Origin of the sequence: Pelagovum pacificum (assembly GCF_016134045.1) — a bacterium.
Lineage (GTDB): Bacteria > Pseudomonadota > Alphaproteobacteria > Rhodobacterales > Rhodobacteraceae > Oceanicola > Oceanicola pacificus_A.
Map to the genome: position 1 here is coordinate 222,717 of NZ_CP065915.1, position 12,332 is coordinate 235,048.

Sequence of the window (12,332 nt, forward strand, 5' to 3'; positions counted from 1 at the left end):
GCACCTAAAGGATAAGGGAGATCACAGGATGACCGTCTATTTCATCGGCGCCGGGCCGGGCGATCCCGAGTTGCTCACGCTCAAGGCCGCACGGCTGATCGAGAGCTGTCCTGTCTGCCTCTACGCTGGCTCGCTGGTGCCAGAGGCCGTCGTCGCCCGCGCGCCCGAGGGGGCGGTGGTGATGGACACCGCTCCGATGACGCTGGACGAGACGCATGGCGAGATCCTCGCCGCCCACCAGCGGGGCGAGGACGTCGCCCGCGTCCACTCCGGTGACCCGTCGCTCTATGGTGCGATCGCCGAACAGACCCGGCGGCTGAAGGCCGACAACATCCCCTACCAGATCATCCCCGGCGTGCCCGCCTACGCCGCCGCGGCCGCAGCGCTCGGGCAGGAACTGACGATCCCCGAGGTCGCGCAGTCCATCGTGCTGACGCGCATGTCGATGAAGTCGACGGCCATGCCGAACGGTGAGACGCTTGAGAACTTCGCCCGCACCGGTGCGACGCTCGCCATTCACCTCGGGATCCGGGCGCTGCGCGAGATCGAACGCCAGCTCGCGCCGCACTACGGGGCGGACTGCCCGGTGGCCGTCGTCTATCGCGCCAGCTGGCCGGACGAGCAATTGATCCGGGGCACCCTGTCGGACATTCAGAGCAAGGTCCGCGAGGCCAAGATCACCCGCACTGCGCTGATCCTCGTCGGCCCCGCGCTCGGTCGCGAACACGGCTTTCCCGACAGCGCGCTCTATGATGCTGCACGGCCGCATCTGCTGCGCCCGAAAGCCCGGCGCGGCGCAACTGCAACCTCGTGAAACTCTGCTCAACCTGTCCCTTGATTTGCGGAGGGGGCACGTCATTTTAGACGTGAAGGATGGAGGGTCACGACGATGGAATTCTTGCCGGACAGCGTGAGGGAAGGACTCGAGCAGGCGCGAAAGAAAGCCGAGCGCCGCAAGAGCCGCCTTCGCCTCGAAGTGGGTGACCGTTCGATCCGCGTCCTGCGGTCATGGAGCACGGGCTTCGCACTCGACCGGGAAGAAGGCGGCAACCTGCGCGGCCTCGTCGACCTGTTCGAAGGCAGCAAGCACATCGCGCAGTGCCTGATCCTGACCTCTCGCGAAGACGGCGATGAGCTGATCTACGAGATCAAGCGCGCCACGCCCGCCGCCGACAAGCCGCCCGTCGATTTCGAGCAGCCAGATTTCAAGCCGGCGGGCTACCTGCCGCCGACCTGATCCGGCCTTACTGAACGTCCGCGAACGCCTTTTGCAGCCGCGCAACCGCGTCTTTCACGCGGGCACGCGACGTGCCGAGGTTGAACCGCATGCAGTGTTCGCCCCCGGTACCGAACGCCGGGCCGGGGCTCGGCGCGATGCGGGCGTCCTCATGTACCCGGCGCACCACTTCGTCGTGCGCCATGCCGAGCGCTTCGAAATCGACCCAGGCGAGGTAGGTGGACTGCATCGGCATCGACGACACGCCGGGGATCGCCGCGATCCCGTCCGCGAAGACGCTCACGTTTCCGGCGAGATAGGCCGTCAGCTCATCGACCCATTCCGCGCCGGCCGGGGAATAGGCGGCACGTGTGATCTCCGTTCCGAAGCGGTTCGGCTGGATATCGAACTGCCGGATGCGAGTCGTGATTCGCTCCTGCAGGGATGGATCGGTTGCGATCAGGAAGCCGGTGCGCCCTCCGGCGACGTTGAAGGTCTTTGACGCGGCCATCGCCATGATCGTCCGGTCCATGTGCTGCGGCGCAGCGACCGGGAAGGGTATGTGCCGGTTGCCCGGCAGGATCAGGTCGTGGTGAATCTCGTCGCACAGCAGGATCAGGTCGTGCCGCGCGCAGAAGTCGCCGATCGCGACCTGCTCCTCCGCCGTCCAGATTCGCCCCGCCGGATTGTGCGGGGAGGAGATGATGAGCATCTTCTCCGCGCCGGTCAGCAATGTCTCCCACCGCTCGAAGTCGAGCGCGAACAGGCCGTTGTCATCTTTCGCCAGCGGAAGCTCGCGGACCTCGCGGTCGTTGCGGCGGACCTTGTTGGTGAACTCGTGGTACACCGGCGTCATGATCGCGACCGGGTCGCCCGGCGCCGTGAATATGTCGAGGCACAGCGCGATCGCGTTGCCGATCCCGTGGGTGGCGTTCATGCAATCGGTCGACACGGTCCAGCCATGCCGCGTCTCCAGCCACCAGGCGACCGCGTCGTAGCAGGCGGGCAGGGTGGAGAAATAACCGTGGAAGCCCGTTTCCGTCACCTCGCGCAGCGCGTCCGCGATGAAGGGGCCGCTCTCGAAATCCATGTCGGCGACCCACATCGGCAGCACGTCCTCGCCGGTGACGCCCAGCATATCCGTCATGTCCCACTTGATGGAGCCGATACCGGCGCGGCCGACGGGTTCGTCAAATGACATGTGAATTCCTCTGCTTGCACGTTCGGCGAGAAGCTACGCTTCTGTAACGTGGCCACAAGGGGCGAGTTGCGCGGCGGCAGGGCTTGTCCTAGATGAGCGTCATGGCGAAGCGCACCATCCTCATCCATCCCGACCCGCGGTTGAAGACCGTGGCCGAACCGGTGACCGAAATCACCGACCAGCTCCGCACGTTGGCCGACGACATGCTCGAGACGATGTACGACGCGCCGGGCATCGGCCTCGCCGCGCCGCAGGTCGGCGTGATGAAACGGCTGCTCGTGATGGATTGCGTGAAGGAAGAGGGCGAGGATCCCCGCCCGATGGTCCTGATGAATCCCGAGGTCACCTGGACGTCGGACGAAATGGCAACCTACGAGGAAGGATGTCTCTCGATCCCCGACCAGTACGCCGATGTCGAACGGCCGGCGGAGGTCGAGGTCGGCTGGCTCGGCCTTGACGGGGCGCAGCATTCCGAACGGTTCGACGGTCTCTGGGCGACCTGCGTCCAGCACGAGATCGACCATCTCGATGGCAAGCTGTTCATCGACTACCTCAAGCCGCTGAAGCGCCAGATGATCACCCGCAAGATGCAGAAGCTGAAGCGCGAGAAGGCGCGCGCCTGACATGGCGCTGCGGCCGATCCTGCTCTGGCCCGACCCGCGCCTCGCCGAGGTCTGCGCGCCCGTGACCGACTTCGACGACGCCCTGCGTGCGCTGTCCGACGACATGCTCGAGACGATGTACGACGCGCCCGGCCGCGGCCTCGCCGCGCCGCAGATCGGTGTGATGTCGCGCCTGTTCGTCGTCGACGTGGCGTGGAAGGAGGCCGAGCCAGAGCCCATGGTCTTCGTGAACCCGGTCCTGCTCGGCACGTCGGAAGAGGTCTGCAGTTACACCGAGGGGTGCCTGTCGATTCCCGGAGTCACCGCCAGCGTGATACGCCCCGAGGCGGTCGAACTCCGCTGGCAGGGCCTCGACGGGGTGGAGCGCACCGGCCGCATGGACGGTGCGCTCGCCCGCTGCATCCAGCACGAGCTCGACCATCTCGACGGCCTCGTCCATTTCGACCGACTCCCGCCTGCCGAACGCGCGGCGCTCGAGGCCGAGTACGCCGCATGAGCCGTCCATTCGTGATGTGGCCCGACAAGCGCCTGCGCACCCCAGCCGCGCCGGTCGAGGCCGTGACGGACGAAACCCGCGCCATCTGGGACGAGATGATCGAGGCGATGGAAGCGATGCCGGGCTACGGCCTCGCCGCGCCTCAGCTCGGCATCGGCCTGCAGCTCGCCGTCGTCGACGCCAGCACCGCGCGCGGGCAGGCCGTCCGCCTCGCCAATCCGGAAATCCTGCACGCCAGTGTCGAGCCGCGCGAGCACGAGGAAGCCTCGCCCAACCTCCCCGGCGTCTCCGCCGTCGTGACCCGGCCCCGCGCCGTCACCGTGCGGTTCCTGAACGCTGCCGGCGCGATCGAGGAGAAGGACTTTGTCGGCCTCTGGGCGACCAGCGTCCAGCACCAGATCGACCACCTTGCCGGCCGGATGTATTTCGACCGGTTGAGCCGCCTGAAGCGTGAGCGGCTGCTGAAGCGGGCCACGAAGCAGCGCTGACGGTTGGCCCCTTGGGCCAGTTTTGAGCAGCAAAAGTGGGTGCGCATCGAGCGCGCACCCTACCCCCGGAGCGCCGGAACCCTCTCCCCTCGGGGGAGAGGGCAGGGTGAGGGGTCAGCCCCCAACGGCACCCACCAAGCGCAAACCACCCAAACCCTTCCCGCCCCCTCTCCCCGATGCTACCTCCGCAACGAAACAACGCCGGAGCCACCATGCGCATCGTCTTCATGGGCACGCCCGACTTCTCGGTCCCCGTCCTCGACGCCCTCGTCGACGCGGGGCACGAAATCGCCGCCGTCTATTGCCAGCCGCCCCGCCCGGCGGGCCGTGGCAAGAAGGACCGCCCGACCCCGGTGCAGGCCCGGGCCGAGGCGCTCGGCCTCGAGGTGCGCTACCCGGTCTCGCTGCGTAACGCCGAGGCGCAGGCGGACTTCGCCGCGCTCGGTGCCGAGATCGCGGTCGTCGTCGCCTACGGTCTGATTCTGCCGCAGGCCGTGCTCGATGCCCCCGCGCGCGGTTGCCTCAACATCCATGCCTCGCTCCTGCCGCGCTGGCGCGGCGCCGCGCCGATCCACCGCGCGGTCATGGCCGGCGACGCGGAGACCGGCGTCTGCATCATGCAGATGGAGGCCGGGCTCGACACCGGTCCCGTCCTGTTGCGCCGCGACACCGCGATCGGCGTGGAAGAGACGACCGGATCCCTGCACGACCGGCTCTCAATGCTTGGAGCGTCGGCGATCGTCGACGCGCTCTCCCGTCTGGAAGAGCTGTCGCCGGAGGAGCAGCCGGAGGATGGCGTGACCTACGCCGCCAAGATCGACAAGGCAGAGGCCCGCATCGACTGGACCCGCCCCGCGACGGACGTCGACCGCCTGATCCGTGGCCTGTCCCCGTTCCCCGGGGCCTGGTGCAAAGCGGACGGCGAACGGCTGAAACTTCTGGGGTCCGGCCTCGCCGACCAGTCCGGTGCGCCGGGAACGCTCGGCCCCGGCTTCACGGTGACCTGCGGTGAGGGCGCGGTCCGAATCTCTCGCGTACAGCGCGAGGGCAAGCGCGCGATGGATGCGGGCGAGGTGCTGCGCGGCTGGCAGGGGGCGCCGGACCGGCTCGACTGATCTCGACCGGAGCCACCGAAGAGCCGTCCACGAGACCACAAAGCCCGGCGCGCCGCGCAGCGGATGCCCGGGGAACTGTCCCCGCGTCCGGCGAACAGCCGGCAACCGCTACTTCTTGAAAGGTGCCATCCCGGCACGCGCCAGCTCGTCGGCGCGCTCGTTCTCGGGATGCCCGGCATGACCCTTCACCCACTCCCAGGTGATCTCATGCCGCGCGGCGGCTTCGTCGAGGCGGCGCCAGAGGTCCTCGTTCTTCACGGGCTTCTTGGCGGCGGTCTTCCAGCCGTTCCGCTTCCAGCCCCTGAGCCAGGAGGTGATGCCGTCCTTCACATAGTTGCTGTCCGTCACCATCGTCAGCCTTGAGGGCCGCGCCAGCGCCTCGAGCGCGGTGATCGCGGCGAGCAGCTCCATACGGTTGTTCGTGGTCTGGGCTTCCCCGCCGGAGAACTCCTTCTGCCGGACGATTGTATCGCCGTCGCGGGCGATGAGGATCGCGCCCCAGCCGCCGGGGCCGGGATTTCCGGAGCAGGCTCCGTCGGTATAGGCGTAAAGGTCGGTCATGCCGGCGGAATGGCGCGGCTGCCCGCATTTGTCGAGCAGGATTTGCTCCGGCGCGCCATGCCTCAGCGGCAGGACTGTTTGAAAGGTCGGAGCCTCCGGCGGGAGGTATTTATGGCCAGATGAGCGAGCGGGTGCGTGCCGTTCCCTTGGTGAGTCCCCCGTGTCTTCGGGCCGGAAATACCTCTCGGGGGTGAATGGTCCGCAGGACCAGAGGGGGCAGACAGCCCCCTGAGGCGTCCGACCACAAGGGGGCAGGCCTGCGCGCCGAAGGTGGTCCGCCGGATCAGCGTGGCGCGGCGGCGCGGCGCAGCCGGTCGTTGATCGCGCGACCGAGGCCATGGTCGGGAATCGGCGCGACAGCGATCGCCGTTGCTCCCATCGCGTCGAGCTGGTGCAGGCAGCCGAACAGAGCCGCCGCCGCTTCGACGAGGTCGCCGCTCCGCGACAGGGTCAGATCACCCTCATGGGGACCGAAGCCGAGGTAGGTCTCGCCTTCCAGGGGAGACTCGACCGCGAGCCGGACCCGGCCCGCCGGGGCGTAGTGCGACGACAGCTGGCCGGGCGAGATCGGGGCGCTGCCCGGGTCGCCCGGTTCCTGCAGCGCCGTGCCGAGGCATCGCTCCAGCGCTTCGACCGGCAGTCCGCCGGCCCGCAGCAGGGTCGGCTCCGGCAGCAGTCCGACGATCGTCGATTCGAGCCCCACCGGGCAGGGCCCGCCGTCGAGTACCGCCGCGATCTTGCCGTCGAGCCCGGCGAGCACATGCTCCGCGCTCGTCGGGCTGATCCGTCCCGACAGGTTGGCCGATGGCGCGGCGAGCGGCCCGGTTTTTCGCAGCAGCGCCCGCGCGGCAGGATGGTCGGGCACGCGCACGCCGAGCGTCGGCAGACCCGCCGTGACCAGCGGCGCGATTCCCGCGTCGTCGCGCAGCGGCAGGACCATCGTCAGCGCGCCGGGCCAGAAAGCGGCGGCGAGCCGCTCGGCATCGTCCGTCATCTCGACCAGTTCCGCCGCCGCCTCCGCGTCCGCGACATGCACGATCAGCGGATTGAACGCCGGCCGCCCCTTCGCGCGGTAGACCCGGGCGACCGCCTCTCCGTTGCGGGCATCGGCGGCGAGGCCATAGACCGTCTCCGTCGGCAGCGCGACGATCTCGCCGGCCCCAAGCAGGGCGGCGGCCTCCGCGAGGCCGGCATCATCCGTGGTCAGGTGTCTGGTCATGACGTGGCGTTCCGGTTGCGGGGTGGGGGCGCACGGCTAGCCTGTGGCCCATTCGTCCCGACCGGGCATAGACCTGTGCCGCCGGCCGGACAAGCAGCGCACGGGAGGCGTTTCATGCCATATCAGGCCTCGGTTTCCGAGTTCCGTTTCCTCCTCGACCATGTCGTCGGCTTCGAGCGCGTCGCCGACACCGACCGTTTCGCGGAGGCCACGCCCGAGACGGTGGACGCCATTCTCACCGAGGCCGGTCGGCTCTGCCAGACCATCGTCGCCCCGCTGCAGCGCCCCGGTGACACCAATCCCGCAAGGCTCGAGAACGGCATCGTGCGCACGCCCCCGGGCTTCGGCGAGGCGTTCGCCGCCATCGCCGAGGGCGGCTGGATCGGCATCTCCGCCGATCCGGACTACGGCGGAATGGGCCTGCCCCTGACGCTCACCACCGCGTTCAACGACATGATGGCAGGCGCCTGCCTTGCCATGCAGCTCAACCCGCTGATGAGCCAGGGCCAGATCGAGGCGCTCGAACATCATGCCAGCGACGAGTTGAAGGCGCTCTACCTGCCAAAGCTGATCTCCGGCGAATGGTGCGGCACGATGAACCTCACCGAACCGCAGGCGGGCTCGGACGTCGGCGCGCTCAGCACGAAGGCGGAGCCGAACGGCGACGGCACTTTCGCGATCACCGGTCAGAAGATCTACATCACCTGGGGCGACAACGATTTCTCCGACAACGTCTGCCACCTCGTTCTCGCGCGGCTGCCGGACGGCCAGCCGGGGACGCGCGGTATCAGCCTCTTCCTCGTTCCGAAATATATCCCCGATGCCGACGGCACCCCGGGCGAGCGCAATTCGCTGCAGGTCGTCAGCCTCGAGCACAAGCTCGGTCTGCATGGCTCCCCGACCGCAGTCATGGAATACAGCGGCGCGACCGGCTGGCTCGTCGGGCCCGAGCACGGCGGCATGGCCGCGATGTTCACGATGATGAACAATGCCCGGCTCGGCGTCGGCACGCAGGGTGTCGGCGTAGCCGATGCCGCCTTCCAGCTCGCCCTCGCCCACGCGACGGGGCGCAAGCAGGGCAAGGCCGCCGGCAGCGGCACCATCGTCGAACATGCCGACGTGCGCCGGATGCTGGCCGGCATGAAAGCCGATCTCTTCGCCGCCCGCGCCATCACGCTCGCCTGCGCCGTCGCGCTTGACATGGCGAAGGCCACGGGCGAGGACGCGTGGGCCGCCCGTGCCGCCCTGCTGACGCCGATCGCCAAGGCCTTCGGCACCGACATCGGCGAGGAAATCGCCTCGACCGGCATCCAGGTCCATGGCGGCATGGGCTTCATCGAGGAGACGGGGGCCGCGCAGCTGCTGCGCGACGTGCGCGTGACCTCGATCTACGAAGGCACCAACGGCATCCAGGCGATGGACCTTGTCGGACGCAAGCTGGCCGACAAGGGTGAGGCCGCGTTCCGCCTGATCGACGAGATCTGCGCCGGCTCCGAAGCGGCCCGCGCCGAACAGCCCGGCCTTGCAGACGCGGTCTACGATGCGGCTGAATCGCTGCGCGACGCGACCGAGGCGCTGGTCGCGCGCGACCCGGCCGACCGCTTCGCCGATGCCGTGCCCTACCTGCGCGCCTTCGCCCGCGTCCTCGGCGGGCACTTCCACCTCGTCGCGGCGACCTCGGGCGAGGCAGCCCGCACCAAGCTCGCCCGGTTCTACATCGATCGTCTGCTCCCGGAACATGCGAGCCTGCTCGCCGGGCTCGATGCCGCTGACGCGGTGCTCGACCTTTCGCCGGACGAGCTCGCCGCGTGACCATCCGGGCCGAGGCGATATCGACCCCGTGGGACACGCCGCCCGCGGCAGGCGAGGCGATCGAGGTGGCCGAGGGCATTTACTGGCTGCGCTTGCCGCTGCCGATGAAGCTCGACCACGTGAATGTCTACGCGCTTGACAACGGGGACGGCTGGACGCTGATCGACACCGGCATGGCGACGACAGCCGGACGTGCCGCGCTGCGGGCCGCGCTCGACGGACCGCTCGCGGGCAAGCCTGTCACACGCGTCGTCGTCACGCATCACCACCCCGACCACGTCGGCCTCGCCGGAGGGTTGATGGCACAGGGGGCGGAGCTCCTGATCCCGCGCACCGCCTACCTGATTGCGCGGATGCTCGTGCTCGACGAGCAGGACGTCGCGCCGCCCGAATCCGTCGCGTTTTACCGCGCCGCCGGGCTGGAGGGCGCGGCGCTCGACCGCTACATCGCCCGCCGGCCATTCAACTTCGCTGATGTGGTGGAGCCCCTGCCGCTCGGCTTCCGGGACCTGCCAGAAGGCGGGATGCTGAAGATGGGCGGGCGCACTTGGGACATTCGGCTCGGCGGCGGCCACGCCATCGACCACGCAACCTTCTGGTGCCGCGAAGAGCCGCTCGTCCTCGGCGGCGACCAGCTGCTGCCCGGCATCAGCCCCAACCTCGGCGTGCACCCGACGGAGCCCGAGGCCGACCCGGTCGCCGACTGGATCGCGGCGTGCCGGCGCCTCGCCCCCTTCGCGACGGAGGACCAACTGATCCTGCCCGGCCACAAGCTGCCCTATCGCGGCCTGCCGTTCCGCCTGCGCCAGATGGAGGAGAACCATCACTCCGCCCTCGCGCGGCTGCGCAATCACCTGGCCGAGCCACGCACGGCGATCGAGTGTTTCCCCGCGCTCTTCCGCCGCCGGATCGGCGAGGGCGAATTCGGCCTCGCGCTGGTGGAGGCGGTTGCCCATTGCAATCACCTCTGGCTCGCAGGGGAGGCCAGCCGCACCCGGCGCGGCGACGCATGGGTGTACAGTACGGCGTGACCTTGCGCCCAACCTTGCACCCGGCGGCGCGGCATGCTCCGGTCTCGCACATGACGAATGATGAGATCGCCACCGCCGCCGAGGCGCACGAGGCCGACGCGCTGCCCGCCGTGCACGAAGTGCACGCCGATCCCGCCACCGGGATCGTCGCGGTCCCCGAGGGTCTGAAACGCAGCGCCGAGCGCAAGAGCGCCGCCCGCTGGGCCTACGAGCGGCTGATCCTCTACATCCGCAACTTCGAGCAGCAGCTCGATTCGGAACACGAGGTCGCCATCGGCTTCACCGGCGGCGATGCCGGCGTGATCCGGATCGAGGGGATGGGGTACTTCGACCCTGACATCGTGACCTTCTACGGGGCCGATGGCACGGGCGCGAAGACGCAGGTGATCCAGCATGTCACGCAGCTCAACGTCCTGCTGCGCGCGATGCCCAAACATATCGATCAGCCCAAGGCGAACCGGATCGGCTTCCGCCTCGCCCGTGATCTCGACGCCGAGGACGAGGCGGGCGATGCAACGCCGCCACCTGCGACAGACTGACAGCTTCGTGAAGGTGACAGGGGCGACGCGATCGTCTAAGCACCGGACAACCAACGCACGAGGGAGCCGACATGGCCGAACACAAGCACGGTGAGATGGACATCTCCGTTCAGCAACAGACCTTCGACACCTTCATCAAGTTCGTCACCCGTGGTGCGATCGTGATCATCGTCGGTCTCGTCCTCCTCGCCCTCGTCAACGGCTGACAGGCCAGCCCCGGATCATCCCCTTGCAGCGACGCGCTTTCCTTCTCGGCGCCCCGGCAACCCTGCTGACCGCCTGCGGCGCGGCAGAGCCGACCTGGGCGCCCGACGAATTCCTCAATCCCCGCATCTATGCCTTCGACGGGCCGCCGATGCTCACGCTCTTCACCATGCGGGAAGAGGGCGGCGGGCAGGGCGCGCACACCGGGCTGATGATCAATGCCAGCCAGCGGGTTATCTTCGATCCCGCCGGGACCTTCGGCCACGAGTCGATCCCGGAGCGGAACGATGTCCATTACGGCATCTCTCCGCAGGTCGAGGAATATTATGAGACCTACCACGCGCGGATCACCTACTACCTCTACAGACAGGACAAGGTCGTGCCTGCGCCGGTCGCCGAACAGGCGCTGCGCCGCGCGATGACTTTCGGCGCCGTGCCCAAGGCCCAGTGCGCCCGCGCGACCTCGACCATCCTGTCCGAGCTGCCGGGGTTCGAATCGATCAACGTCACGTGGTTCCCGAACGCGCTCGCCCGCCAGTTCGACCGCCTGCCCGGCGTCACCAGCCGCGAACGGCACGAGACGGACAGCGACGACAAGACGATCGCCCGCGCCGCCTTTGACGAACAGGTCGCCGAATAGCGCACGGTCTCCGGCCTTCTTCGGGCTTCAAATATTTCTCGGGGGTGAATGGTCCGCAGGACCAGAGGGGGCAGACAGCCCCCTGAACCTGTCCGCCCGGAGGGCGGGCGTCCAGAGCGCACCGAAGGTGCGCCGCCGGATCAGGCCTGCAGCCAGATGCCGAGGTAGAACACCGCCGCCCCCGCCGCGATCGACAGCACGAGGTTCTTGCGCCAGACGCCGACCAGCAGCGTGGCGAGCGCCGCCGCGATCCACGCCGCGTCCGGCTCCCCGCCGGTCGAATCGGGCCAGAGCACCAGCGGCGCGACCATCCCCGGTAGCACCGCGACCGGCGTGTAGCGCAGCAGCCGCAGCACCAGCGGCGGCAACTTGCGGTCGCCGATTATGCCCAGGAACGAGAATCGGATCAGGAAGGTGCCGATCCCGAGCAGGACGATCAGCAGCCAGATCGCGGCGGAACTCATGGTGCCGGCCTCCCCATCAGGATCTCGACCGTCGCGCCCACCGCCATCGCGCAGGCCGCCGCCAGCAACAGCCCTGTGCCCGCCGGCAGTCCGGCCAGCAGCAGCGCCACGATGACCGAAGTCACCGCCGCCGCGACATGGGCCAAGGTTTTCAGCATCGGCGCAACGACGGCGAGGAAGGTGATCGGCAGCGCGAAGTCGATGTTCGCCTCGTCCGGAATGGCCGACCCGACCAGCGCACCGACGATCGTCATCGACGCCCAGAGCGGCGCGATCGGGATGGCCACGCCGAGGAAGAACGCCACCCGTTCGCCGACCGTCATCTGCGGCTCTGCCTCGTAGCGGGCGACGGACAGCGCGAAGGTCTGGTCGAAGTTCAGGTAGCTCACCAGCGCCCGCTGCCAGAGCGGCGCGCTCCCCAGCCACGGCACGAGTGAGGCCGAATACATCGCCATTCGCAGGTTTACCGCCAGCGCGCCCGCAAGCGCCATCCAGACGCCCGCCCCGTCGAGGATCAACTGCAGCGCAGTCAGCTGCGACGCGCCCGCGATCACCAGCAGCGTCATCGAGAAGGCCTGGATCAGCGGCAGGCCCGCCTCGGTCGCGACCACGCCGAACAGCAGGCCGAACGGCCCCACGACGAGCACGAACGGCAGCCCGTCGCGAAAGCCCTGCCAGAAGGCGGATTTCTCGGTGGAGGTGGTCATTGCGGTGAATTACTCT

Annotated in this window: 16 protein-coding genes; 11 read left to right on the plus strand and 5 right to left on the minus strand. The window is 68.7% G+C overall.

What is annotated here, in order from left to right; genetic code table 11:
• The first annotated feature begins 28 nt into the window (after positions 1-28).
• Complete coding sequence (cobM, locus tag I8N54_RS01105) at positions 29-814, plus strand: precorrin-4 C(11)-methyltransferase (RefSeq protein WP_140194347.1); 786 nt, start codon at positions 29-31, stop codon at positions 812-814.
• A gap of 75 nt (positions 815-889) precedes the next feature.
• Positions 890-1,237: a hypothetical protein gene (locus I8N54_RS01110; RefSeq protein ID WP_140194346.1), complete on the plus strand. Its 348-nt coding sequence runs from the start codon at positions 890-892 to the stop codon at positions 1,235-1,237.
• A 7-nt stretch (positions 1,238-1,244) separates the two neighbouring features.
• On the opposite strand, the gene I8N54_RS01115 is transcribed toward I8N54_RS01110, so the two are convergent.
• A complete protein-coding gene (locus I8N54_RS01115; protein ID WP_140194345.1) occupies positions 1,245-2,417 on the minus strand; it encodes a MalY/PatB family protein in 1,173 nt (390 codons plus the stop codon).
• 101 nt (positions 2,418-2,518) lie between these two features.
• Between I8N54_RS01115 and def (I8N54_RS01120) the strand changes: the two genes are divergently transcribed.
• From def (I8N54_RS01120) to fmt, 4 genes are all read left to right on the plus strand, one after another.
• Positions 2,519-3,040, plus strand: coding sequence for a peptide deformylase (gene def / locus I8N54_RS01120; RefSeq protein WP_140194344.1), 522 nt, complete (start codon positions 2,519-2,521; stop codon positions 3,038-3,040).
• 1 nt (position 3,041) lies between these two features.
• Positions 3,042-3,536, plus strand: coding sequence for a peptide deformylase (def, locus tag I8N54_RS01125; RefSeq protein ID WP_140194343.1), 495 nt, complete (start codon positions 3,042-3,044; stop codon positions 3,534-3,536).
• Positions 3,533-4,024: a peptide deformylase gene (gene def / locus I8N54_RS01130; protein WP_140194342.1), complete on the plus strand. Its 492-nt coding sequence runs from the start codon at positions 3,533-3,535 to the stop codon at positions 4,022-4,024. The genes def (I8N54_RS01125) and def (I8N54_RS01130) overlap by 4 nt, the downstream gene beginning before the upstream one ends.
• 212 nt (positions 4,025-4,236) lie before the next feature.
• Positions 4,237-5,139 carry a methionyl-tRNA formyltransferase gene (gene fmt, locus I8N54_RS01135; RefSeq protein ID WP_140194341.1) on the plus strand — a complete coding sequence of 301 codons (903 nt, stop codon included), beginning with the start codon at positions 4,237-4,239 and terminating at the stop codon, positions 5,137-5,139.
• A 108-nt stretch (positions 5,140-5,247) separates the two neighbouring features.
• On the opposite strand, the gene rnhA is transcribed toward fmt, so the two are convergent.
• Both rnhA and I8N54_RS01145 read right to left on the minus strand, forming a co-directional pair.
• Positions 5,248-5,700, minus strand: a complete 453-nt coding sequence (rnhA, locus tag I8N54_RS01140) for a ribonuclease HI (RefSeq protein WP_140194340.1) — start codon at positions 5,698-5,700, stop codon at positions 5,248-5,250.
• A 283-nt stretch (positions 5,701-5,983) separates the two neighbouring features.
• Entirely contained in the window at positions 5,984-6,919 is a 936-nt protein-coding gene (locus I8N54_RS01145) for an L-threonylcarbamoyladenylate synthase (protein ID WP_140194339.1), read from the minus strand.
• A gap of 114 nt (positions 6,920-7,033) precedes the next feature.
• Between I8N54_RS01145 and I8N54_RS01150 the strand changes: the two genes are divergently transcribed.
• The 5 genes from I8N54_RS01150 (at position 7,034) to I8N54_RS01170 (ending at position 11,145) form a co-directional block, all read left to right on the plus strand.
• Positions 7,034-8,731: an acyl-CoA dehydrogenase gene (locus I8N54_RS01150; RefSeq protein ID WP_140194338.1), complete on the plus strand. Its 1,698-nt coding sequence runs from the start codon at positions 7,034-7,036 to the stop codon at positions 8,729-8,731.
• Positions 8,728-9,762, plus strand: a complete 1,035-nt coding sequence (locus tag I8N54_RS01155) for an MBL fold metallo-hydrolase (protein ID WP_231592548.1) — start codon at positions 8,728-8,730, stop codon at positions 9,760-9,762. The genes I8N54_RS01150 and I8N54_RS01155 overlap by 4 nt, the downstream gene beginning before the upstream one ends.
• A gap of 50 nt (positions 9,763-9,812) precedes the next feature.
• Positions 9,813-10,301: a DUF6173 family protein gene (locus I8N54_RS01160; protein ID WP_140194337.1), complete on the plus strand. Its 489-nt coding sequence runs from the start codon at positions 9,813-9,815 to the stop codon at positions 10,299-10,301.
• 71 nt (positions 10,302-10,372) lie between these two features.
• Complete coding sequence (locus I8N54_RS01165; protein WP_140194336.1) at positions 10,373-10,507, plus strand: aa3-type cytochrome c oxidase subunit IV; 135 nt, start codon at positions 10,373-10,375, stop codon at positions 10,505-10,507.
• A gap of 23 nt (positions 10,508-10,530) precedes the next feature.
• The gene (locus I8N54_RS01170) at positions 10,531-11,145 is read left to right on the plus strand and encodes a hypothetical protein (protein WP_140194335.1); all 615 of its coding nucleotides are present in this window, start codon (positions 10,531-10,533) and stop codon (positions 11,143-11,145) included.
• 140 nt (positions 11,146-11,285) lie between these two features.
• On the opposite strand, the gene I8N54_RS01175 is transcribed toward I8N54_RS01170, so the two are convergent.
• Both I8N54_RS01175 and I8N54_RS01180 read right to left on the minus strand, forming a co-directional pair.
• A complete protein-coding gene (locus I8N54_RS01175; RefSeq protein ID WP_140194334.1) occupies positions 11,286-11,609 on the minus strand; it encodes an AzlD domain-containing protein in 324 nt (107 codons plus the stop codon).
• Positions 11,606-12,316 (minus strand): AzlC family ABC transporter permease, encoded by a 711-nt coding sequence (locus tag I8N54_RS01180; RefSeq protein ID WP_140194333.1) that lies wholly within the window; start codon positions 12,314-12,316, stop codon positions 11,606-11,608. The genes I8N54_RS01175 and I8N54_RS01180 overlap by 4 nt, the downstream gene beginning before the upstream one ends.
• Positions 12,317-12,332 lie beyond the last annotated feature (16 nt).